This is a genomic window from Micromonospora sp. DT31 (assembly GCF_049841795.1).
Classification (GTDB): domain Bacteria; phylum Actinomycetota; class Actinomycetes; order Mycobacteriales; family Micromonosporaceae; genus Micromonospora.
Map to the genome: position 1 here is coordinate 35420 of NZ_JBNCKZ010000006.1, position 23373 is coordinate 58792.

20 protein-coding genes are annotated in these 23373 nt (G+C 73.8%); 10 read left to right on the plus strand and 10 right to left on the minus strand.

Annotated elements, in window-relative coordinates; genetic code table 11:
* The first annotated feature begins 37 nt into the window (after positions 1–37).
* Positions 38–1327, plus strand: a complete 1290-nt coding sequence (locus ACLQ2X_RS12320; RefSeq protein ID WP_425681130.1) for a DUF1800 domain-containing protein — start codon at positions 38–40, stop codon at positions 1325–1327.
* Position 1328: 1 nt separating this feature from the next.
* On the plus strand, positions 1329–2579 hold the full coding sequence (locus tag ACLQ2X_RS12325; protein ID WP_425681131.1) for a DUF1501 domain-containing protein: 1251 nt from the start codon (positions 1329–1331) through the stop codon (positions 2577–2579).
* A 9-nt stretch (positions 2580–2588) separates the two neighbouring features.
* On the opposite strand, the gene ACLQ2X_RS12330 is transcribed toward ACLQ2X_RS12325, so the two are convergent.
* On the minus strand, positions 2589–4391 hold the full coding sequence (locus ACLQ2X_RS12330) for a trypsin-like peptidase domain-containing protein (RefSeq protein ID WP_425681387.1): 1803 nt from the start codon (positions 4389–4391) through the stop codon (positions 2589–2591).
* A 119-nt stretch (positions 4392–4510) separates the two neighbouring features.
* On the opposite strand from ACLQ2X_RS12330, the gene ACLQ2X_RS12335 reads away from it, so the two are divergent.
* The 6 genes from ACLQ2X_RS12335 to hutH are packed head-to-tail and all read left to right on the plus strand — an operon-like array spanning position 4511 to position 12399.
* Positions 4511–5359, plus strand: a complete 849-nt coding sequence (locus tag ACLQ2X_RS12335; protein WP_425681132.1) for a MurR/RpiR family transcriptional regulator — start codon at positions 4511–4513, stop codon at positions 5357–5359.
* A gap of 12 nt (positions 5360–5371) precedes the next feature.
* Positions 5372–7018 (plus strand): urocanate hydratase, encoded by a 1647-nt coding sequence (hutU, locus tag ACLQ2X_RS12340; RefSeq protein ID WP_425681133.1) that lies wholly within the window; start codon positions 5372–5374, stop codon positions 7016–7018.
* 11 nt (positions 7019–7029) lie between these two features.
* Positions 7030–8250, plus strand: a complete 1221-nt coding sequence (locus ACLQ2X_RS12345) for an allantoate amidohydrolase (RefSeq protein WP_425681134.1) — start codon at positions 7030–7032, stop codon at positions 8248–8250.
* On the plus strand, positions 8247–9599 hold the full coding sequence (locus tag ACLQ2X_RS12350; RefSeq protein WP_425681388.1) for a formimidoylglutamate deiminase: 1353 nt from the start codon (positions 8247–8249) through the stop codon (positions 9597–9599). The genes ACLQ2X_RS12345 and ACLQ2X_RS12350 overlap by 4 nt, the downstream gene beginning before the upstream one ends.
* Positions 9600–9625: 26 nt before the next feature.
* Positions 9626–10864: an imidazolonepropionase gene (gene hutI / locus ACLQ2X_RS12355; RefSeq protein WP_425681389.1), complete on the plus strand. Its 1239-nt coding sequence runs from the start codon at positions 9626–9628 to the stop codon at positions 10862–10864.
* The gene (hutH, locus tag ACLQ2X_RS12360) at positions 10861–12399 is read left to right on the plus strand and encodes a histidine ammonia-lyase (protein WP_425681135.1); all 1539 of its coding nucleotides are present in this window, start codon (positions 10861–10863) and stop codon (positions 12397–12399) included. Before hutI ends, hutH begins: the two co-directional genes overlap by 4 nt.
* 37 nt (positions 12400–12436) lie before the next feature.
* Here hutH and rdgB read toward each other — a convergent pair whose 3' ends face one another.
* The 9 genes from rdgB to ACLQ2X_RS12405 form a co-directional block, all read right to left on the minus strand.
* Complete coding sequence (rdgB, locus tag ACLQ2X_RS12365) at positions 12437–13060, minus strand: RdgB/HAM1 family non-canonical purine NTP pyrophosphatase (protein WP_425681136.1); 624 nt, start codon at positions 13058–13060, stop codon at positions 12437–12439.
* Positions 13057–13785, minus strand: a complete 729-nt coding sequence (gene rph, locus ACLQ2X_RS12370; protein WP_425681137.1) for a ribonuclease PH — start codon at positions 13783–13785, stop codon at positions 13057–13059. The genes rdgB and rph overlap by 4 nt, the downstream gene beginning before the upstream one ends.
* Before the next feature lie 58 nt (positions 13786–13843).
* On the minus strand, positions 13844–14590 hold the full coding sequence (locus ACLQ2X_RS12375; protein WP_425681138.1) for an MBL fold metallo-hydrolase: 747 nt from the start codon (positions 14588–14590) through the stop codon (positions 13844–13846).
* Between the two features lie 225 nt (positions 14591–14815).
* Entirely contained in the window at positions 14816–15781 is a 966-nt protein-coding gene (locus ACLQ2X_RS12380) for a PLP-dependent cysteine synthase family protein (RefSeq protein ID WP_425681139.1), read from the minus strand.
* A gap of 11 nt (positions 15782–15792) precedes the next feature.
* Positions 15793–16134: a MoaD/ThiS family protein gene (locus tag ACLQ2X_RS12385; protein ID WP_425681140.1), complete on the minus strand. Its 342-nt coding sequence runs from the start codon at positions 16132–16134 to the stop codon at positions 15793–15795.
* Between the two features lie 67 nt (positions 16135–16201).
* Entirely contained in the window at positions 16202–16690 is a 489-nt protein-coding gene (locus ACLQ2X_RS12390; protein ID WP_425681141.1) for a Mov34/MPN/PAD-1 family protein, read from the minus strand.
* A gap of 55 nt (positions 16691–16745) precedes the next feature.
* Positions 16746–17243 (minus strand): DUF2017 domain-containing protein, encoded by a 498-nt coding sequence (locus ACLQ2X_RS12395; RefSeq protein WP_425681390.1) that lies wholly within the window; start codon positions 17241–17243, stop codon positions 16746–16748.
* Positions 17244–17245: 2 nt separating this feature from the next.
* On the minus strand, positions 17246–17536 hold the full coding sequence (clpS, locus tag ACLQ2X_RS12400) for an ATP-dependent Clp protease adapter ClpS (protein ID WP_187691217.1): 291 nt from the start codon (positions 17534–17536) through the stop codon (positions 17246–17248).
* Between the two features lie 115 nt (positions 17537–17651).
* On the minus strand, positions 17652–19172 hold the full coding sequence (locus ACLQ2X_RS12405) for a hypothetical protein (protein ID WP_425681142.1): 1521 nt from the start codon (positions 19170–19172) through the stop codon (positions 17652–17654).
* A 214-nt stretch (positions 19173–19386) separates the two neighbouring features.
* On the opposite strand from ACLQ2X_RS12405, the gene ACLQ2X_RS12410 reads away from it, so the two are divergent.
* A complete protein-coding gene (locus ACLQ2X_RS12410; RefSeq protein WP_425681143.1) occupies positions 19387–22059 on the plus strand; it encodes a LuxR C-terminal-related transcriptional regulator in 2673 nt (890 codons plus the stop codon).
* 16 nt (positions 22060–22075) lie between these two features.
* A complete protein-coding gene (locus tag ACLQ2X_RS12415; RefSeq protein WP_425681144.1) occupies positions 22076–23362 on the plus strand; it encodes a nicotinate phosphoribosyltransferase in 1287 nt (428 codons plus the stop codon).
* The last annotated feature ends 11 nt before the right edge of the window (positions 23363–23373 follow it).

The following is a 23373-nucleotide window of genomic DNA, read 5'->3' on the forward strand; positions in this document are numbered from 1 at the left end:
TTACCGGATCCGCGAGTCGGCACCTATGGTTGGGCGAATGAGGGATGACGTCGCGATGCTGTTGCGGCGGGCGACCTTCGGCCCGACAGCGTCCGAAGTGGCGTCGGCGCGCCAGGCCGGTTACGCGGCGACCGTCGCACGGCTGACCTCGCCGGCCGGGCCGGATCGGGGGGCCGCCACCGCACCGGTTCCGGAGCTGGGCCGGGATCCCTTCGACGACCTCCCCGATCCGACGGTCGAGCAGCGGGCCGCCGCCGAGTCGACCCGCCGGGAACACACCGACGCCATCATCAGGTGGTGGCTCGACCGACTCACCGTCGCCGACCACCAGGCCGCCGAGAAGCTGCTGTTCTTCTGGCACGGGCACTGGGCCACGTCGATCCGCAAGGTGGGCAGCCCGCAGTTCATGCTGGCGCAGCACCAGAAGATGCGCAGCTCGCCGGACATCCGGGTGATGGCCCGGAAGCTCGTCTGCGACCCGGCCCTGGTCTACTGGCTCGACGGACAGCTCAACACGAAGGACGCGCCGAACGAGAACCTGGGCCGCGAGTTGATGGAACTCTTCCTGCTGGGCATCGGCAACTACACCGAGCGGGACGTCAAGGAGGCGGGGCGGGCGCTGACCGGCTGGCGGACCGATCTCGGCGTGCCGGCCACGGCGATCTTCTTCCCCGAGGACCACGACGCCGGGCCCAAGACGATCCTCGGCACCACCGCCCACTTCGACGCCTTCACCCTCGTCGGCCACCTCGTCAAGCAGCCGGCGTGCGCGCGGTTCGTCGCCGCCCGCATGTGGTTCCGCTACGGCTCGTCGACCGAGCCGATCCCCCGCTCGACGCAGCAGCGGATGGTGGCCGCCTTTCCGGTGGGCATCCGGATGCTGCGCGCCCTGCTGACCGACGACGAGTTCCGCTCGGGCCGGCACCGGCTGGTGAAGCAGCCGGTCGAGTGGTTGGTCGGCGCGCTGCGGCAGCTCGGCCTTCGGCCGGCCCAGCTCTCCGCGCAGACGCTGCACCAGCTCACCACCGGCCTGACCGGTCTCGGGCAGGTTCCCTTCGCGCCGCAGAGCGTGGGCGGCTGGCCGGCCGGGACGGCCTGGCTCAGCTCGGCGGCGGCGCAGACCCGGCTGGGCCTGGCCGACGTGCTCGCCGGGCTCGCCGACACCGACCGGGGCGACGGCGTCGACCGGATGAATCCGGAGCGGCTGGCGGAACTCCTCGCCGTGGACACCTGGACGAATCGCACCTACCTGGCCCTGAAGCGAGCGGGCAGTCCCCGGCAGCTCCTCACCCTCGGCCTGGTGAGCCCGGAATATCTGGTGAACTGAGATGGATGCACTGACTCGCCGCAGGTTCCTCCTCGCCTCGGCCGCCGCCGGCGGGGCCGCCGCGGTCGCCGCCGGCGGGATCGGGCTGGCCGAGCTCCTCGCCACGGCCCGGCATCCGGGGGCCGATCCGGACGACCAGGCCGATCGCCTCGTGGTGGTCACCCTCTACGGCGGCAACGACGGGCTCAACACGGTCGTGCCGTACGCCGATCCGGCGTACCACTCCGCGCGGCCGGAGCTGGCGTACGACCCGGAGGAGGTGCTGCGTCTCGACGACGCGCTCGGCCTCAACCCGGTCCTCACCGGACTGAAGCGCCTCTGGGACCGCCAGCAGGTGGGCATCGTGCTGGGCGTCGGCTATCCCCGGCCCGACCGCAGCCACTTCCGGTCGATGGACATCTGGCAGACGGCGTCGCCGGAGCTGCCCGTCGCCACCGGCTGGGTGGGCCGCTGGCTCGACGGCACCCGCGCCTCCGCCGAGACGGCGGTCAGCTTCGAGCCGGTACTCCCGCCGCTGCTGGTCGGTGAACGGCAGTTCGGCGCCTGCGTGGCCATCAACGGGCTGCGGCTGCCGCCCGGGGTCGACGCCGGCATGGTCGCCGCGTTGGGGGGAACCCAGGACGGCGAGTCCGAGTTGCAGGCCCGCGCGGCGCAGGCGTACCGGGACCTGTTGGACGTGGACTCACTGGTCCGACAGGCGGAGCACGGCCAGGCGGTCACCGCTCCGACCGACCGTCCGGTCGCGACGGCGACCGGCGGCGCGGTCTCCCTGGCCGGTCAGCTCGCGCTGGTGGCGCGGTGCGTGGAGGCCGGGGTGCCCACCCGGGTCTACTCGGTGAGCCTCGGCGGGTTCGACACCCACGCCCAGGAGCGGATCGGGCAGGAGGCGCTGCTCCGCCAGCTCGACGAGGCGTTGTCGTCGTTCGTGGAGCGGCTCGGCCGGACGTCGGCCGGCCGACGGGTGTCCGTGGTCGTCTACAGCGAGTTCGGCCGCCGGGTCCGGGCGAACGCGTCCGACGGCACCGACCACGGCACGGCCGGTCCGGTGTTCGTGCTCGGCCCTCGGGTCGTGGGCGGGCTGCACGGCGAACACCCGAGCCTGACCGACCTCGACGCCGGCGATCTCAAGGCGACGACGGACTTCCGTGACGTCTTCGGCGCGCTGCTCGGCACCGTGCTGGGCGCCGAGCCGGCCCGTTACCTGGCCGGCTACCAGCCGAAGCCGCTGTCGCTCATCCGCACCGCCACCTGAGGCCGGCGCTCACGAGCGGCGGCGGGCGCGCACCACCAGCAGGGCGACAAGTGTCACGAGCAACGCGGCACCGAGCCCGGCGAGCAGGTAGACGGCCCAGGTCGGGAACGTCTGCGCCCGGTCGGCGATGGCCTGCCGGTCGGCGGCGTTCCGGCGGTACGTCTCAGCCACGAGGTTCGTGGGCGAGTCGGTCACGGTGGCGCGCAGTTGCCGGATCGCGACCGGGTACTGGCCGGCGAAGTAGGCGTCCAGCCCGCTGCGGTAGCGCTTGTCCCGGTTGCCCAGTTCCGCGGTGACACCTGCCTCGGCGAGCAGGGCGCCGAGCGTGGACGCCGGCACGACCACCCGGTTCTCCTTGGTGGGCGAGGACTCGTCGTTGTCGAGGATGCCGACGACCCGACCGCTCGTGTCGACGACCGGGCCGCCCCGGGAGTGGCTGCCGACGTCGTCGTTGACCCGGAACACCGACACCGGCCCCTGGCTGCCCCAGGCGGTCACCGTCACCTGCTTGGATCCGACGGTGTAGGTGGCGGTGCGTGGGTCCTTCTCGCTCGTGCCGTAGCCGAACGACAGCAGCGACGCCCCCGGCTGGATCTCGGCCGACGTGTTCAGCTCCGCGACGGGCAGGTTCTCGTCGGCGAGCTTGACCAGGGCGACGTTGCCGGCGGCGGCGTCCCACGCCTTGACGATCTCACCGGGGACGGCCGGGTTGTCGGTGCGGTTGCCCCGGCTCACGTTGAGCTGCCCGAAGAGGCGGACCTGCGGTTCCGGTTGGGAGTCGACGCCGGTGAGCACCGTCGTCCGGAGGTTCGTCGCGACGTATTCGTCGAGCTTGCCGGATTCGAGCTTCTTCTCCGCGATCAGCGTCTGGCCCAGCGCGTAGAGGGCGTTCTGCCGGGCGGTGTCGGCGGCGGGCCGGACGCAGAGGTTGTTGGTGAGCACGTGGCCGGCGGAACTGACCACGAAGCCGGTGCAGCGGCGGTTGAAGGTGACCGGTCCGGCCCGCAGCGGCGCCTTGGTCACCTTGTCGCGCAGGTAGCCGGTGAACACCGCCTCCACATAGACCACCGCCGGAGAGGCGATGGCGGTGGCGCGTTCCTCAAGCGTGTACGGGGGCGGCGGCGGGTCGTTGTCGCTCGTGCCCACGAACACGACCACGCCGCCCGCGGCGGCGAGGATCAGCACGGCCAGCGTCACCAGCGCCCGGAGCAGGCCGCTACGGCGCAGGCGGGGGTCGGAGGGTGCGATGCGGCGCTGCGGCGAGGTGAACGGGTCGGACGGGGACGTGCTGACCGGTGGGGACGACACCTGGTGCGGCACCGACGACACCTGCTGCGGCACCGACGACACCTGCTGCGGTACCGACGAGACCGGCTGCGGCGGCGCGGAGACCGGCTGCGGCCCGACCGGGGCGTGCATCGCCCACGGCAGGGGCGCGCCCGAGGTCGGGGTGCTGCCGGAGACCGGCATCGCCGAGATCTGCTGCGGCGGGTCGGCCACCGGGCCGGCCTCCGGGATCAGGGTCTCCGCCTCCGTCTCGGCTGGGTGCACGTCCATGCCGAGGTTCTGGAACAGGCGCTGCCCGCCCATCCCCTCCTCGTAGGGGTAGGCCGCCCACGGTGTCGCCGCGGCGAAGTCGGCGTTGACGTAGCGCTGGCCGCCCGGGGTCAGTGCCATGGCGCCGGCGGCGTTGGCGAAGGCTTCCCGCCACGGCAGGTCGGCCGCCGCGGCGCCCTCCAGCACCGCCACCGTCACCAACCGGTCCTGCCCGTCGATGGCCCACCACACCTTGCCGACCTGACAGACGCCCATCACCTCGGTGAACCTGTATGGACCAACCGGTTGCATGCGTCCCACTCCTCTACTCACCCCGCCGTGCGGATAGTACAGAGCGCTTGCACGATGAAATTTTCTATGCATAGAGTCTGCCCATGAATGAAGGCAGTGCGGCCGGAGCCGAGCGCCTGCTCGACCTGCTGCACGGCGTGCGGCTCACCCCCACCCAACGCCGGATCGCCCACTGCCTGGTGCGACACAGCGGCGCGGTCGCCTATCTGTCTGCCGCGGAGGTGGCCGAGCTGGCCGGCGTCAGCCAGCCGTCGGTGACCCGGTTCGCCATGGCGCTCGGACACGACGGCTATCCCGCGCTGCGCCGCCGGCTGCGGGAGCTGACCGCGCACGGCCCCACCGGGCCGGTCGCCGCCGGGAACCCGCTGCAACGCGCGGTGCACGCCGAACGGGACAACCTCGACCGGCTCGCCGCCCACCTCGCCGACGCCGACCGGATCGCCGAGGTGGGCGAACTCCTCGCCGCCAGCCGACCGCTGCCGGTGCTCGGCCTGCGCGCCGCCGCGCCGCTGGCCGCCTACTTCGCCTACTTCGCCGCCAAGGTGCACCCGGACGTCCGGGTCCTCGACGACGGCGGCAGCCTGCTCGTCGACCGGCTCGACCAGGCCGCGGCGGCCGGCGCCACCGCGCTGCTCGCCCTCGTCCTGCCCCGCTATCCCCGGGAGACCCTGGACGCGCTGCGCGAGGCCCGGGACGCCGGGCTGACCGTCGTGGCCATCACCGACTCGCCGGTGAGCCCGGTCACCGAGCACGCCGACGTGGTGCTGCCCGCCGCCGTCGGCACCGACCTGGTCTTCGACCTGCACACCGCCCCGATGACCCTGGCCATGGTGGTGTTGCAGGCGATCTGCGACGCCGCGCCGACCGAGACCCAGACCCGGCTCGAGGCGTTCGAGTCGTCCGCCGCCCGCCGCCAGTTGTTCCTCGGCTGAGAGGAGTACGAGATGCACCAGCCCGTCCGCGCCGCCCGCGGCACCGCCCGCACCGCGAAGGGGTGGCCGCAGGAGGCCGCCCTGCGGATGCTGATGAACAACCTCGATCCGGAGGTGGCCGAGCGCCCCGACGACCTGGTGGTCTACGGCGGCACCGGCCGGGCGGCCCGGGACTGGCCGTCGTACCACGCGCTGGTGCGTACGCTCACCGAGCTGCGCGACGACGAGACGATGCTTGTGCAGTCCGGCCGCCCGGTCGGGGTGCTGCGCACCCACGAATGGGCGCCCCGGGTGCTGCTTGCCAACTCCAACCTGGTCGGTGACTGGGCCACCTGGCCGGAGTTCCGCCGCCTGGAGTCGCTCGGCCTGACCATGTACGGGCAGATGACCGCCGGCTCGTGGATCTACATCGGCACCCAGGGCATCCTCCAGGGCACCTACGAGACGTTCGCGGCGGTGGCCGCGAAACGGTTCGGGGACACCCTGGCCGGCACGTTGACGCTGACCGCCGGATGCGGCGGGATGGGCGGGGCGCAGCCGCTCGCGGTCACCATGAACGGTGGCGTCTGCCTGATCGTCGACGTGGACCGGAGCCGGCTGGAGCGGCGGGCGCACGACCGCTACCTCGACGAGATCGCCGACTCGCTCGACGACGCCGTCGAACGGGCGCTGGCCGCGAAGCGGGACCGGCGGGCGTTGAGTGTCGGGGTGGTCGGCAACGCGGCCACCGTCTTCCCGGAACTGCTGCGCCGGGGCGTCGCGATCGACATCGTCACGGACCAGACCAGCGCCCACGACCCGCTGTCGTACCTGCCGGAGGGGGTGGAGCCGGCCGACGCGCGGGACTACTCGGCGGCCGAGCCGGCCGAGTTCACCGACCGGGCGCGGGCCTCGATGGCGAAGCACGTGGAGGCGATGGTCGGCTTCCTCGACGCGGGCGCGGAGGTCTTCGACTACGGCAACTCGATCCGGGGCGAGGCGAGGCTCGGCGGGTACGAGCGGGCGTTCGACTTCCCCGGTTTCGTGCCCGCCTACATCCGGCCGCTGTTCTGCGAGGGTCGGGGGCCGTTCCGCTGGGCCGCGCTCTCCGGCGACCCGCGGGACATCGCCGCCACCGACCGGGCGATCCTCGACCTGTTCCCGGAGAACGAGTCCCTGGCCCGGTGGATCCGGCTGGCCGGCGAGCGGGTCGCGTTCCAGGGCCTGCCGGCGCGGATCTGCTGGCTCGGCTACGGCGAGCGGGACCGCGCCGGGGTGCGGTTCAACGAGATGGTCGCGTCCGGCGAGCTGAGCGCCCCGGTGGTGATCGGCCGGGACCACCTGGACTGCGGCAGCGTGGCCAGCCCTTACCGGGAGACCGAGGCGATGGCCGACGGCTCCGACGCGATCGCCGACTGGCCGCTGCTCAACGCGCTTGTGAACACCGCCAGTGGGGCATCCTGGGTGTCCATCCACCACGGTGGCGGGGTGGGCATCGGCCGTTCGATCCACGCCGGCCAGGTCTGCGTCGCCGACGGCAGCGCGCTGGCCGGGCAGAAGATCGAGCGGGTGCTCACCAACGACCCGGCGATGGGTGTCATCCGGCACGTCGACGCCGGCTACGGCGACGCCCGCGAGGTCGCCACGCGCACCGACGTCCGCATCCCGATGGCAGAGTGAGGAAGGGCCCCTTGTTAACGCATTCCACAGGTGAAGGGTCCCTTCCTCACCGGTTCCGGGAGCTGTGGGACGAGATCGCCCCGGTCGGGCGGGACGCCGGCAGCGGCGGCTACCTGCGCTACGCGCTGACCGGGCCGGAGCGCACGCTGCGCGGCTGGTTCCGCGAGCAGGCCGACCGACGCGGCATGCCGGTGTCCGACGACGGCAACGGCAGCCTGTTCGCCTGGTGGGGTGACCCGGCGGCCGGCGGCGCGGTGCTCACCGGCAGCCACTTCGACTCGGTGCCGCACGGCGGCGCGTACGACGGCCCGCTCGGCATCGTCAGCGCGTTCCTGGCCGTGGACGAGTTGCGGGCCGCCGGCGTGACCCCGGACCGGCCGATCGTGGTGGCCGCGTTCGTGGAGGAGGAGGGCGCCCGGTTCGGCGTACCCTGCCTGGGGTCGCGGCTGCTCACCGGCGAGATCGACGTCGACCGCGCGGCCGGGCTGCGCGACCAGGCCGGGACGACCTTCGCCGAGGCCCTGGGCGGGCGGCCGGCGGGCGCCGACCCGGCGCTGCTCGGCCGCTTCGCGGCGTTCGTGGAGCTGCACGTCGAGCAGGGTCGGGCACTCGTCGACCGGGACGCGGCCGTCGCGGTGGCCTCCGCGATCTGGCCGCACGGCCGGTGGCGGTTCGACTTCACCGGCGAGGGCAACCACGCCGGTACGACCCGGATGGCCGACCGCCGCGACCCGATGCTCACCTACGCGTTCACCGTCCTCGCGGCGAACAAGGAGGCCCGGTTGCGCGACGCGCACGCCACCGTGGGCCGGGTGTCGGTGGAGCCGAACGCCACCAACGCCATCCCGTCCCGGGTCACCGGCTGGCTGGACGCGCGGGCGGCCGAGGCGGCGACGCTGCACGGTCTGGTCGAGGCGGTACGCGCCAAGGCCACCGACCGGGCCGGTCGCGACGGCACCGGGGTGACCTGCACCGAGGAGTCGGCGACCCCGCTCGTGGCCTTCGACGGCGGGCTCGCCGGGCGGCTGGTCACGCTGCTCGACGTGCCGGTGCTGCCCACCGGGGCCGGGCACGACGCGGGGGTGCTGGCGGCGCACCTGCCCACCGCGATGCTGTTCGTGCGCAACCCGACCGGGGTGTCGCACTCCCCCGCCGAGTCCGCCACCGACGACGACTGCGCCGCCGGGGTCGCCGCCCTGGCCCGGGTGCTGGAGGAGCTGGCATGCCGTTGAGCAAATGGCTGGCCGAGTACGCCTGGCTGCCCGAGCGCGCCGAACCCACCCGGGACGTGCTGATCGAGGTGGTCGACGGGCGGTTCACCGCGGTGACGCCGCTGGGCCACGGCGGCTCGCCGACCGCCGGGGTGGAGGTGCTCGGCGACGCGGTCCGGCTGCCCGGGCTGACGCTGCCCGGCCTGGCCAACGCCCACTCGCACGCCTTCCACCGGGCGCTGCGCGGGCGCACCCACGACGGTCGGGGCGACTTCTGGTCGTGGCGCAGCCTGATGTACGCGATCGCCACCCGGCTGGACCCCGACTCCTATCTGGCGCTGGCCCGGGCCACGTACGCGGAGATGGCGCTGGCCGGGATCACCTGCGTGGGCGAGTTCCACTACCTGCACCACGGTCCCGGCGGCACCCCGTACGCGGACCCGAACGCCATGTCGGACGCGCTCGTGGAGGCCGCCGCGCACGCCGGCATCCGGCTCACCCTGCTGGACACCGCGTACCTGGCCGGGGGTGTGGACGGCACGCCGTTGGCCGGGCCGCAGCGCCGGTTCGGCGACGGTGACGCGCTGCGCTGGGCGGAGCGCGTCGACGCGTTCCGCCCGTCCGACGACCATGTCCGGCTCGGCGCGGCCATCCACTCGGTGCGCGCGGTGCCGGCCGAGCAGCTCGCCACGGTGGCCGGCTGGGCCGACCGCAACGGGTTGCCGCTGCACGTGCACCTGTCCGAGCAGCCGGCGGAGAACGACGCCTGCCGGGCGGTGCACGGCTGCACCCCGACCCGGTTGCTGTCCGACCACGGGGTGCTCGGCCGGCACACCACCGCCGTGCACGCCACCCACCCGACCGCCGCCGACGTGGCGCTGCTCGGCGAGAGCCGCACCGGCGTCTGCCTCTGCCCGACCACGGAACGGGACCTGGCCGACGGGATCGGTCCGGCCCGGCGGATGGCCGACGCGGGCAGCCCACTGAGTCTGGGCAGCGACAGCCACGCGGTGGTGGACCTGTTCGAGGAGGCGCGGGCCGTGGAGCTGGACGAGCGGCTGCGCACCCGCGCCCGTGGGCACTTCAGCCCGGCCGCGCTGCTCACCGCCGCCACGGTCGGCGGGCACGCCGCGCTGGGCTGGGGCGACGCCGGCCGGCTCGCCGTGGGCCAGCGGGCCGACCTGGTGACGGTACGGCTGGACAGCGCCCGCACCGCCGGGGTGCCGCCGGTCGGCGCGTTCTTCGCCGCCACCGCCGCCGACGTGACGCACGTGATGGTGGACGGCCGGCCGGTGGTGGCCGACGGCCGGCACCTGACCGTCGACGTGGCCACCGAGATGGCAGATGCGGTCGCGGCGGTGACGGCGTGAGCGCCTTCGGCTTCCCGCAGCGACCGGTGCGCCCCGGCGACCCGCTCCGACCGGCGGCGCGGAACTCCGGCAGTCTGCTCGTCGACCACATCGGCGAGCTGGTCACCAACGAGGGGCGGCCGGGCGACCCGCTGGGCATCCGCCGCGACGCCGCCCTGCTGATCTCCGACGGCGAGGTGGCCTGGGTCGGGCCGGCCCGCGACGCGCCCGCCGCCGACAGGCGCATCGACGTCGGCGGGGCGGCGGTGCTGCCCGGCTTCGTGGACAGCCACGCCCATCTGGTCTTCGCCGGGGACCGGGCGGGCGAGTTCGCCGCCCGGATGGCCGGCGAGCCGTACACCGGCGGCGGCATCCGCACCACGGTGGGCTCCACCCGGGCGGCCGGCGACGACGACCTGCGGTCGACGGTGCGTCGGCTGCGCGACGAGATGCTGCGGCAGGGCACCACCACGGTCGAGATCAAGAGCGGGTACGGCCTCACCGTCGCCGACGAGGCCCGCTCGCTGCGGATCGCCGCCGAGTTCAGCGAGGACACCACGTTCCTCGGCGCGCACGTGGTCCCCGCCGAGTACGCCGACCGCCCGGACGACTACGTGGGCCTGGTGTGCGGGCCGATGCTCGCCGCCGCCGCCCCGTACGCCCGCTGGATCGACGTGTTCTGCGAGCGGGGCGCGTTCGACGTCGACCACGCCCGGACGGTCCTCGCCTGCGGGCAGGCCGCCGGTCTGGGCGTGCGGGTGCACGCCAACCAGCTCGGCCCGGGGCCGGGTGTCCAGCTCGGGGTGGAACTGGGCGCGGCGAGCGTCGACCACTGCACCCACCTGACCGACGCCGACATCGACGCGCTGGCCTCGCGGCGGATCGACTGCATGTGCGCCGAGGGCGAGCACACCGTCACCGTGGCCACGCTGCTGCCCGGCGCGGAGTTCTCCACCCGCTCGCCCTACCCGGACGCCCGCCGGCTGCTCGACGCGGGGGTGACCGTGGCGCTTGCCACCGACTGCAACCCCGGTTCGTCGTACACCTCGTCGATGCCGTTCTGCATCGCGCTCGCCGTACGCGAGATGCGGATGACCCCGGCGGAGGCGGTCTGGGCCGCGACCGCCGGCGGGGCGGCGGCGCTGCGCCGCACCGACGTCGGCCGGCTGACCCCGGGGGCGCGGGCCGACCTGATCGTCCTCGACGCCCCCACCCACCTGCACCTGGCCTACCGGCCGGGGGTGCCACTGATCCGCCAGGTTCTGCACAACGGAGTGCCGCGATGACGAACGTGACCGTCCTGCCCACCGGGGTCACCCCCGCCGACGTGCTCGCGGTCGCCCGCGGCAGCGCCAAGGTCGTGCTCGACCCGGCCGCCACCGCGGCGATGGCGGCCAGCCGGTCCATCGTGGACGGCATCGAGGCCGCCGGCCGCCCGGTGTACGGCGTCTCGACCGGCTTCGGGGCGCTCGCCAACACGTTCGTCGCCCCCGGGCGGCGGGCCGAACTGCAACACGCGCTGATCCGCTCGCACGCGGCCGGTTTGGGCGCGCCGATGCCCCGCGAGGTGGTCCGCGCCATGATGCTGCTGCGGGTCCGCTCGCTGGCGTTCGGCCGTTCCGGCGTACGCCCGCTGGTCGCCGAGGCGCTTGTGGACCTGCTGAACCACGACGTCACCCCGTGGGTGCCGGAGCACGGCTCGTTGGGCGCCTCCGGCGACCTGGCGCCGCTTGCGCACTGCGCGCTGGTGCTGCTCGGCGAGGGTTGGGTGCTCGGCCCGGCCGGCGAGCGTGTCCCCGCCGCCGACGCGCTGCGCCGGGTCGGGCTGTCCCCGGTCGCGCTGGCCGCCAAGGAGGGGTTGGCGCTGATCAACGGCACCGACGGCATGCTCGGCATGCTGCTGCTGGCGATCCAGGACGCCCGGCACCTGTTCACCATGGCCGACGTGACCGCCGCGCTGGCCATCGAGGCGATGCTCGGCTCCGAGCGACCGTTCCTGCCCGAGTTGCACGCCATCCGCCCGCACCCCGGCCAGGCCGCCTCGGCGGCGAACATCCACCGGCTGCTCCAGCGTTCGGCGGTGATGGACTCGCACCGCGACGACCTGGCGCACGCCGTGCAGGACGCGTACTCGATGCGGTGCGCCCCGCAGGTGGCCGGCGCGGCCCGGGACACGCTCGACTTCGTGGCGGTGGTGGCGGGCCGGGAGTTGCTGTCGGTGGTGGACAACCCGGTGGTGCTGCCGGACGGGCGGGTCGAGTCGACAGGCAACTTCCACGGTGCGCCACTCGGCTTCGCCGCCGACTACCTGGCCATCGCCGCGGCCGAGGTGGGGGCGATCGCCGAACGCCGGGTGGACCGGCTGCTGGACGTGGCCCGCAACCGGGACCTGCCGGCGTTCCTGTCCCCCGACGCCGGGGTGAACTCCGGTCTGATGATCGCCCAGTACACCGCCGCCTGCATCGTCGCGGAGAACCGCCGGCTGGCCGCCCCCGCCTCGGTCGACTCGCTGCCCACAAGCGGCATGCAGGAGGACCACGTGTCGATGGGCTGGGCCGCGACCAAGAAGCTGCGCACCGTGCTGGACAACCTGACCAGCCTGCTCGCGGTGGAGCTGCTGTCGGCCGTACGCGGACTTCAACTCCGCGGGCCGCTCACCCCGTCGCCGGCGGGCCGGGCGGCGGTGGCCGCGCTCGGCGGCACCATCGGCGACCCCGGGCCGGACGTGTTCCTCGCCCCGCTGATGGAGGCGGCCCGGGAGGTCGTACGCGGGCCGGAGCTGCGGGCCGCGATCGAGCGGGAGACCGGCCCGCTCGGCTGAGCGGGCCGCCAGGCCCGAGGCGGCGCAGCGGCGGGGGTCAGGTGGCCGGCGGGAGCACCTTCGCGACCAGTTTGGCCAGCTCGCGCAGCGCCTTGCCGCGGTGGCTGACCGCGTCCTTCTCCTGCGGGGTCAGCTCCGCGTTGGTCCGCTCCTGGCCGTCACCGAGGAAGATCGGGTCGTAGCCGAAGCCGCCGTCGCCCCGTGGGGCGCGCAGCAGCCGGCCGGACTGTCGACCGTCCACCAGGTGCTCCTTGCCGCCGGGCAGCACCAACGCCACCGTGCAGACGAACGCCGCGCCCCGGTGCTCGTCCGGCACGTCGGCGACCTGGTCCAGCACGAGCTGGAGATTTGCCCGGTCGTCGCCGTGGCGACCGGACCAACGGGCACTGAACACGCCGGGCATGCCGTTGAGCGCGTCCACCGCCAGACCGGAGTCGTCGGCGATTGTCGGCAGGGCGGTGCGCCGGCAGCCCTCCCGCGCCTTGATCAGCGCGTTCTCGCCGAAGGTGAGCCCGGTCTCCGGCAGCTCCGGGTATTCCTCGACGTCGTCGAGGCCGAGCAGGGCCACCCGGTGCGCGCCGAGCGCGCCGTCGAGGATCCGCTGGAGCTCGACGAGCTTCTTGCGGTTGCGGGTGGCCAGCAGCACCTTGTTGTCGGTCACAGGTCCAGCGCCTTCCGCTGCGCGTCGGCCAGGTCCAGGCAGCCCGCCACACCCAGGTCGAGCAGGGCGTCGAGCTGGTCGCGGGCGAAGACCCCGGCCTCGCCGGTGCCCTGCACCTCGACGAAGTCGCCGGTGCCGGTGCACACCACGTTCATGTCGACCTCGGCGGTCACGTCCTCGGCGTAGCAGAGGTCGAGCATCGGCTCGCCGCCGATCACCCCGACGCTCACCGCGGCCACCGACCGGTGCATCACGTTCTCCACCTTGCCGGCCAGCGACTTGCGCGCGGCCAACCAGCTCACCGCGTCGTACAACGCCACGTACGCGCCGGTGATCGCGGCGGTACGGGTGCCGCCGTCGGCCTGGAGCACGTCACAGTCCAGCACGATCGAGTTCTCGCCGAGCGCCTTGAGGTCGACACAGGCCCGCAGGCTGCGGCCGATCAGGCGGGAGATCTCGTGGGTCCGCCCGCCGACCTTGCCCCGCACGCTCTCCCGGTCCGACCGGGTGTTGGTGGCCCGGGGCAGCATCGCGTACTCGGCGGTCACCCAGCCGAGCCCGGAACCCTTGCGCCAGCGGGGCACGCCCTCGGTGACGCTTGCCGTGCAGAGCACCCGGGTCGCGCCGAACTCGACGAGCACCGAACCCTCCGGGTGGGTGCTCCAGCCCCGGGTCAGGGTCACCGGTCGAAGTTGGTCGGGACGCCGCCCGTCAGGTCGTGCCATGCCTGCACCCTATGCGGTGCCGTGTCCGTCCCGCCTGCGGGTGCCCACCGCGCGGATGTCAGACGTCGTAGCTGGCGCCGGCCCGTACCACCTCGATCGACCCGGCGTACGCCCCGGCCGCGGCCTCGACGGTGTGCGACTCGCTGCCCCAGGCCGTGACGAGGTGGGTGAGCAGGAGCCGGCCCACGCCCGCCTTGGTGGCCGCCTCCCCGGCCTCCCGGCCGGTCAGGTGCAGGTCCGGCGGGTTGTCCGCCCCGTCCAGATAGCTGGCCTCGCAGAGGAACACGTCGGCGTCCTGCGCGAGGCGCAGCAGCGCCTCGCAGGGCGCGGTGTCGGCGGAGTAGCAGAACACCCGGCCGCCGTGCTCCAGCCGCACCCCGTACGTCTCGACCGGGTGGTTCATCCGGTCGACGGTGACGGTGAACGGGCCGATCGGGAAGGTGCCCGGTTGGAGGCCGTAGAACTGGTAGACGTCCTCCACGGAGCCCGCCTCCTGCCCGTACGCGCTGGCCAACCGGTCGGGCGCGCCGGAGGGCGCGTACATCGGCAGGGGCGGGTACGGGCCGTCCGGCGCGTACCGGCGCACCACCACGTAGGACACCGCGTCGAACATGTGGTCGCAGTGCAGGTGGGTGAGGAGGATGGCGTCGGGGGCGTGCAGCCCGACGTAGCGCTGGAGCGTGGAGAGCGAACCCGCCCCGAAGTCGATCAGGAGACGGAACCCGTCGGCTTCCAGGAGGTAGGCCGAGCAGGGCGACTCGGGGCCCGGGAAGCTGCCCGCGCAACCGAGGACGGTCAGTCTCATCCCGTGTCCTCGATCTCACGGTGAGTAGTCAACGGGTCGGCCGGTGCGGCGTCGATGATCTTTACCGACGCGCTCGTCACGCTGCGCAGCCTACGCGCCGCCACCGTCGGTCAAGAATCATCTGCCGGAAGTTGTCGCCAACGTGACACCCGCGCACGTCCGGTCCGCGCGGCACCGCGCCGGCCCGGCCGGCGCGCGGCGCCGACCGGGCCGATCATCGGGCGCTCACGCCCAGAGCTGGCCGTCCAGGGCTTCCTCGGCGTCGGCGAGGGTGCCGCCGTACGCCCCGGTCGAGAGGTATTTCCACCCACCGTCGCAGACCACGAACGCCACGTCGGCGCGGCGGCCGTCGCGCACCGCCTCGTGCGCCACGGCGAGCGCGGCGTGCAGGATCGCGCCGGTGGAGAAACCGGCGAAGATGCCCTCCACCTCGACGAGCTGCCGGGTACGCAGCACCGCGTCCCGGGTGCCCACCGAGAACCGCCGGGACAGCACCTCCGCGTCGTACAGCTCGGGCACGTATCCCTCGTCGATGTTGCGCAGGCCGTAGACCAGCTCGCCGTAACGCGGCTCGGCCGCGACGACCTGGATCCCCTCGACCTTCTCCCGCAGGTAGCGACCGGCACCCATCAGCGTGCCGGTGGTGCCCAGCCCGGCCACGAAGTGGGTGATGCCCGGCAGGTCCTGCACCAGCTCCGGCCCGGTCGTCTCGTAGTGCGCCCGGGCGTTCGCCTCGTTGCCGTACTGGTAGAGCATCACCCAGTCCGGGTGCTCGGCGGCGATCTGCTTGGCGGTGGCGACAGCCTGGTTCGAGCCACCGGCCGCCGGCGAAAAGATGATCTCCGCGCCGTACATCCGGAGCATCTGCACCCGCTCGGTGGACACGTTTTCCGGCATCACGCAGACCAGGCGGTAGCCGCGCAGCTTGGCCACCATGGCCAGGGAGATGCCGGTGTTGCCGCTCGTCGGCTCCAGGATGGTGTCACCGGGACGCAGGCGGCCCGACTCCTCGGCCGCACGGATCATGAACAGTGCCGCCCGGTCCTTGATGCTGCCGGTCGGGTTCCGGTCCTCCAACTTGGCCCAGAGCCGCACCGGCGGCGCCCCGTCGGCGACCGTCGGCGAGAGCCGTGGCAACCCGACCAGCGGGGTGCCACCGCAGGCGTCGAGCAGGCTGTCGTACCGCGCCATCGCGCGCCGCCTCAGCGGGTGGCGGCGCGCACGGAGACCGCGTGCGAGGCGATCGCCGCCGCGGCCGCGAAGCCGAACGCGCCACCGGCGACGGCGGGCAGGATGGTCACGCCGTCGCCGTCGTTGACCTTGGCGTCGAGCGCACCGAGGAAACGTACGTCCTCGTCGTTGACGTAGACGTTGACGAACCGGTGCAGCGCGCCGGCGTCGGTGACCAGCCGGGCCTTCAGGCCGGCGTGCCGGGAGTCCAGGTCGTCGATCAGGTCGGCGAGCGTGTCGCCGCCACCCTCGACGACCTTCGCGCCGCCGGTGTAGCTGCGCAGGATGGTGGGGATGCGAACCTCGATGGCCATGATGTCTCGTGCTCCTCGTTCAGGGTGGTGCCAGGTGACGGGAAAAGGAAGGTGCCGGCGCTGAGGGTCAGCGGCCGGAACACTCGTAGTCGACCGTCGCCGGGCTCTGCCCGAACATGTAGGACTGGACGGCGTTCGGGTCCACGGCGGCGTCCACGATCTCCACCGGCTCCTCGGTGACCACGCCGTCGACGATCCGGAAGGAGCGGATCTCCTCCGAGTCGGGCTCACGGGTCGAGACGAGCAGATAGTGGGCGCCCGGCTCACCGGCGAAGGAGACGTCCGTGCGGGACGGGTAGGCCTCGGTGGCGGTGTGCGAGTGGTAGATGACGACCGGTTCCTCGTCGCGGTCGTCCATCTCCCGCCACACCCGCAACTGCTCCATCGAGTCGAACTCGTAGAACGTCATCGAGCGGGCGGCGTTGTCCATCGGGATGTGCCGGGCGGGCCGGTCACTGCCGGCAGGACCGGCGACCACGCCGCACGCCTCGTCCGGGTGGTCCCGACGCGCGTGGGCGACGATCGCGTCGATGATCGACCGGTCGATGCTCAGCACGCTGACCAGCCTAGCGCCTGCCGATGCGAAACGGCGAGGTGGCAACCGTCACCACTCAGTCGATCAGCGCGTTGAGCAGGGACTCCTGTAGGTAGCCGAGGAAGCGGTATACCGACAGTTGGAACACCCGGGACGAGGCCGGATCGGCGGCCAACGCGTCGTCGAGTTCCTCGTCCAGGTCGGTGCCGTCCTTGATCTCGAGGCGTACCCCCATCGCCAGCCGGACGTCGTTGAGCGCCCGCAGCCACGCCTCGGCCGCCTCCGCGTCCAACCGCACGTCGCCACCCGCGTCGTCGTCGGGCAGCGCGGCGAGGATGGCGCCCGCCTGGTCGATCTTGCCGGTCTTCAGGTCGCCCTCGGTGTAGCGGCGGAACTCGGCGCTGCACGCGTCGTCGTCCGGGTAGACGTCGGGGAAGAGCCGCCCGACCACCGGGTCACGGTGGTCGAAGCCGTCCGTCAGCAGGCCCACCACCTCGGTGGCGACCTTGCGCAGTACCCGGATCTCGTCGATGGCGAACGTGGCGACGTACCGGTCGCCCCGGCGGCGGAACATGCTCACGAGCGGTCCACCGTCGCCCACAGCCCGTACGCGTGCAACTGCGCCGCGTCGTGCTCCATCCGTTCCCGGGCCCCGCTGGAGACCACCGCCTTGCCCTTGTGGTGCACGTCCAGCATCAGCCGTTCCGCCTTCTCCCTGCTGTATCCGAACAGCTTCTGGAGAACCCAGGTCACGTACGTCATCAGGTTGACCGGATCGTCCCAGACGATGGTCACCCACGGCCGGTCGGAGACCGGCACCTCTTCGGTGTCCGGCGTCTCGACCGGCGCAACCTGTGGAGCCGCCATGTCCCCCATCGTGCCACCGGATCCGCCGAACCGATGAACCGGAACGGCGCGGCGGCCAGGATCACCGGCCCGGGCCACGCCCGCCGGCCCGGGCCGGCGCACGCCCGGGGCGGCGTCAGGCCAGCAGGATGCCGTGGTCGACCGCATCGGCGAGCACCGCGCCCAGCGAGAGACGGATCACCTCGAACCGGCGGGCCACCTCGCGGGACAGTTCGAGTTCGACCTCGCGCAGGGCCCGCTGGGCCCACGACCGGGCCGCGCCGGGGTCGTCGTTGCCCGGCACCCGCCAGTGCAGCCAGCAGCCCCCGTTGAGGGCCACGCCGACCGGTGGGAGCACCTCGTCGCGGTGCCCGCCGGGCAGGCCGGCCAGCGCGTCGAGCGCCCCGGCGCCGGTCAACCCGGCGACGCCGGCCGTGCTTGTGACCAGGAGCACCCGGTCCAATTCCCGGCTGTCCGGGTGGTCGGCCAGGCCGACGCGTACCGCGTGGACGATCCGTCGGCGGACGCCCTCGGCGAGCGGGGCGCCGAAGACCCGGGTGGCGGCCTCGTCGACCATGTTCCGGACCGCCTCGTCGCACTGCGTGGTGGCGAGCAGCGACAGCGCCTCCAACTCGCGGTCGAGCAGCTGCGGCAGGCCGGCGCAGCCGACCCCGAAGATGATCTCCTGCACCACCCGCAGGTGGATGTTGGCCAGTTCCAGGGCGAGGTGCTGGCGGATCCGCCGGGCGTAGGAGCGGGCCCGACCGTCGATCAGCTCGGTGAGGTCCGCCGGCTCGACGCCGGGCAGCACCGGGACCCGGCCGTGCGCGGCGGGCGGCTCGGGCGTGCCGGCGGTGCGACGTGACCCCTCGTCGGCTGCCCACTCGACCAGGGCCCGACGCAGGTCGGGCAGGTCGGCCCACCGGGCCGGGAACCACCTGGCCGGGGCGAGCACCGGCACGGCGGCGAGCAGGGCCGCGCGGTGGGCCTCGATGGAGACCGCCACCGGGTCGAGCCCGCCGACCGGCGGCAGGGACGCTCCGGGGTCCTCCGCCGGCGTCGGGTCGGCGGGCGTCGCCACGCCGCTGACGGCGAAGAACACCTCGACCCCGGCGCGCGCCACCTCGGCCAGCAGGTGCAGCTCGGCGGCGCTGAACGCCTGGTCGGCCGAGATCACGAACAGCAGCGCGCCGGAGCGGCCCACCGCGTCGCGCAGCACCCGGCCGGCGGCCACGCCGAGCCCTCCGGTGTCCGGGGTGTCGAGCATCGGGAAGTGCCGCAGCAGCGGATCGGGCAGGCTGAGTTCGACCCGGCGTGGCGGCCGGGGCAGCGCCCGGCCGGCCGGTGACCGGTCGCCGCCGAAGGTGTGCGGCTCACGGTAGCCAGGCACGTACGCGGCGCGGGTGGCGACCGCGGCGTGGTGGATCAGCAGGTGGCTGCCGGCGGGCACCGCGAGGGTGTCGGCCTCCACGCCGAGCAGACCGGCGATCAGCCGGCGCCGGCCCGCGCCCGCCGGGCCGGCCACCACGACGGCGACCGGTTCGCCCGGCCCCGGCGCGGTGACGCCGAGCCGGGTCGGCAGCGGGGCGCACCCGGGCGGCTCGGCCCGACCGCCGGGGTCGGGCACGTCGACCGAGGGGAGTGGACCTGTCGTCATCAGGCGGCCCTCCCGGTGAGGCGACCGGGGCGACCCGGTTCGCGGTTTGTCCCTACTTGCAGGGGGGTGCCCTGCTTGCAGGCGGGTGCCGGAAGAGTACGGGTGCCGCGCTCCACCACCCAACCCATCTGGTACTCACCAGTAATTGCCAGATTACTCAACTTCACTACGTGACGCCGACGCGCATGGGGAAAACGGTCGATATGCTGCGTCGATGACCAGGTGGGAGTTCGTCGGACGAGCGGATGAACTCCACCGGCTGTCGTCGGCCATCGGCCGGCCGCACGGGCGCGGCCTGCTGTTCAGCGGCGACGCCGGGGTCGGCAAGAGCCGACTGCTGCGGGAGGGCGTGGCGACGCTGTCCCCCGAGCGGCACGCGATCTGGTCCGTCGCGGCCAGCGCCACCACCGCCGCGCTGCCCTTCGGCGGGCTGGTCCAGATGCTGCCCACCGCGCCGCCGCAGGGCCTGTCCCCCGCCGGCATCCTGCGCTGGGCCGTGGACGGGCTCCAGGAGCAGGCCGCCGGCCGGCCCATCGTGCTCGCCGTGGACGACGCACACCTGCTCGACCCGCCCTCGGCGGCGCTGGTGCACCTGATCGCCCGCGCCGGGAACACCACAGTGGTCGGTACTCTGCGCAACGGCGAACAGGTCCCGCTGCCCATCCGGGCACTCTGGACCGACGACCTCGTCGAGCTGGTCGAGCTGGGCCCGCTCGACCCGCGGGAGACAAGTGGGCTGCTCGCGGCCATCCTCGGCGGCCCGGTCGACGCCTGCACCGCCGAGCGGCTGTGCCAACTCTCCGCCGGCAATCCGCTGCTGGTACGCGAACTGGTGCTGGCCGCCGGTGACGAACTGCAGCGCAACTACGGCATCTGGACCTGGACCGGCCGGCTGGAGCTGGCGCCCAGCCTGACCGACCTGATCGACGTCCGGATCGGCCGGCTCACCCCCGGCGTCCGGGCGGTGGTCGAGCTGGTCGCCTTCGGCGAGCCGCTCGGCCTGCACCTGCTCCAGCAGACGGTCGACGCGGCCGACGTGGAGGCCGCCGAGGAACGCGGCCTCATCACCGTGACCCACGACGACAGGCGGCTCAACGTCCGCCTGGCGCACCCGCTCTACGGCGAGGTGATGCGCCGACGCTGCCCGGTCAGCCGCACCCGCCGGCTCCAGGCCACCCTGGCGGGCCTGCTCGAACAGGTCGGCAAACGCCGCCGCGACGACCTGTTGCGGGTCGCGGTGTGGCGGCTCGACTCGGGCACGGCACAGGACGTGGCGTTGCTGCTCGACGCGGCGGCCCAGGCGTTCGGCCGCTACGACGTGCCCCTGGCCACCCGGCTGGCCCGGGCCGCGCTGGCCGCCGGTGGCGGCACCGACGCGGCCGAACTGCTCGCCACCATCCTGATGTTCGGCGACCGGCCGGACGAGGCGCTCGTCGTCCTGGACCAGGTCGCCGACGACCTGCACGACGACCGACGGCGCAGCCGCTGGCTGGCCGTGCGGGGCATGGTCGGCTACTGGGGGCTCAGCCGGGAGTCCACCGTGGAGGAGATCGCCGCGCGTGGCGCGGAGCTGTCCGACCCGGCCGACCGGTCTCGGGTCCGCGCCTTCGAGGCCTGCATGCGGCTGCACCGGCTGGACATCGACGTCGCGGTACGGCTGGCGCAGGAGGTGCTGGACCGCCCGGCCACCCCGGCGGCGGCGCGGGAGCTGGCCCGCTGCACGCTCGCCCAGTTGCACGCGGCCCAGGGGCGATTCCAACGCAGCGCCGCCGCGATCGCCCGGGTGCAGGCCGAGGCCGCGCGCTGGCGGGCCGACATGCCCCACCTCCAACTCGCCATGGAACTGGCCCGGGGCACCCGGCTGACGCTCTCCGGCGACCTGCCCGGCATCGACGCGATCGTCGCCGACGAGTTCGCCGGCCTGGCCGGTGCCGGTGACTTCCGGCTCGGCACCGGCTACCTGACCATCCTCCTGGCATACTCGGCGCGCATGCGCGGACACGGCGAGGTGGCGCTCACCACCAGCCTGGAGGCGTGCGCGGTGCTCGCCACCAGCCGGGCGTACGCCGGCCTGGCGCACGCCGAGCGCGCCCAGGCAGCCGCGTTGCGCGGGGATGCCGCCCACGCGGCCGAGGCGGTTGCCGAGGCGGATCGCACCCATGCGCCGGGAATGGCCATCCTCTACCCCTGGCTGGAGCAGGCCCGGGGCGCGGCGCAGGCCGCCGTGGGCGACGTGCCGGCCGCCACCAAGCACCTGTGCGCGTTGGCCGACCGGCTGCGCGAGGACGGGCTGGCCGGGCACGAGTTGCTCGTCCTGCTCGACCTGGTCCGCCTCGACCAGGCCGCCGCACCCATCGGGCCCACCTGCACCGACGGCGGCCGGCGCACTGTGGCGCAACGCCTCGCCGAGCTGTCCGAGCAGGTCGACGGCGGGTTGCCACCCCTTGCCGCACGCTTCGGCCGGGCCGCGCTCGACGACTCCGCCGACGACCTGCTCGCCGTCGCCGACGACTTCGCCGCCCGGGAGCTCACCGTCTACGCGGTCGAGGCGACCGCGTTGGCGCTGCACCGGATGCGCCACGCCCGCGCCGGGGTCGCCGCGCCGGCCCGGGCCCGCCTCGCGGACCTGCTGCGCCGCTGCGACGAGATCACCACCCCGGCGCTGCGGCTGCTCCGCCCGGCGCTCAGCGACCGGGAGTGGGAGATCGCCCACCTCGCCGCCGACGGCGTGACCAGCCGCGCCATCGCCGAACGCCTGTTCCTGTCCACCCGCACCGTGGAGAACCACCTGCAGCGCGTCTACAGCAAGCTCGGCGTCGCCGGGCGCGGCGAGCTGCGGTCCGCGTTGCGGGCGATGCCGGGGCCAGACGGCGCCGGTCCGGCCTGAACTCTAGGCTGGGGTGGTGAGCACCTTCCGCCCCGCGCTGCTGACCGACCACTACGAGCTGACCATGGTCGGCGCCGCTCTGCAGGACGGCACGGCCGACCGGCGCTGCGTCTTCGAGGTCTTCAGCCGCCGCCTGCCGGCCGGCCGCCGGTACGGGGTGGTCGCCGGGACCGGCCGGCTGATCGAGATGATCCGCGACTTCCGCTTCGACCCGTCGGAGATCGACTTCCTCCGGCGTACCGGGGTGGTGGACGAGCGCGCCGCGCGGTGGCTGGCCGACTACCGGTTCACCGGCGACATCGACGGCTACGCCGAGGGCGAGCTGTTCTTCCCCGGCTCCCCGATCCTCACCGTGTCCGGCACCTTCGCCGAGTGCGTGGTGCTGGAGACGCTCGTGCTGTCCGTGCTCAACCACGACAGCGCGGTCGCCGCCGCCGCGGCCCGGATGGTCACCGCCGCCCGGGGCCGCGCGCTGATCGAGATGGGCTCCCGGCGGGCGCACGAGGAGGCCGCCGTCGCCGCGGCCCGGGCCGCCTATCTGGCCGGCTTCCGGTTCACCTCCAACCTGGCCGCCGGGCAGCGCTACGGCATCCCGACCGCGGGCACCGCCGCGCACGCGTTCACCCTGCTGCACGACGACGAGCGGGCCGCGTTCGCCTCCCAGGTCGCCACGCTGGGCAAGGACACCACGCTGCTTGTCGACACGTACGACATCGCCCAGGGCATCCGCAACGCCATCGCGGTGGCCGGGCCGGAGCTGCGGGCCGTCCGGATCGACTCCGGCGACCTGGCGGTGATCGCCCAGCAGTCCCGCGAGCTGCTCGACTCGCTCGGCGCCACCGAGACGAAGATCGTCGTCTCGGGCGACCTCGACGAGTACGCCATCGCCGCACTCGCCGCCGAACCGGTGGACATGTACGGTGCCGGCACCGCCGTGGTGACGGGCTCCGGCGCGCCCACCGCCGGTCTGGTCTACAAGCTGGTCGAGGTGGAGGGGCGGCCGGTGGTCAAGCGCTCCGAGCACAAGGCCACCATCGGCGGTCACAAGGTCGCCGTCCGCCGGCACAAGCCCACCGGCACCGCCACCGAGGAGGTCATCGTGCCGCAGGGCGTGCCGGACCGGCAGCCCAACGACCGGCTGCTCCAGCACTCGTACGTGGTGGCCGGCGAGCCGGCGCCGCTGCCCACGCTTGAGGAGTCCCGGGAACACCTGCGGCAGTGCCTGATCTCCATCCCGTGGGAAGGGCTCAAACTCTCCGTCGGGGACCCGGCGGTACCGGTGACCGTCGTACCCGCGAGCTGAGGAGGAACCGG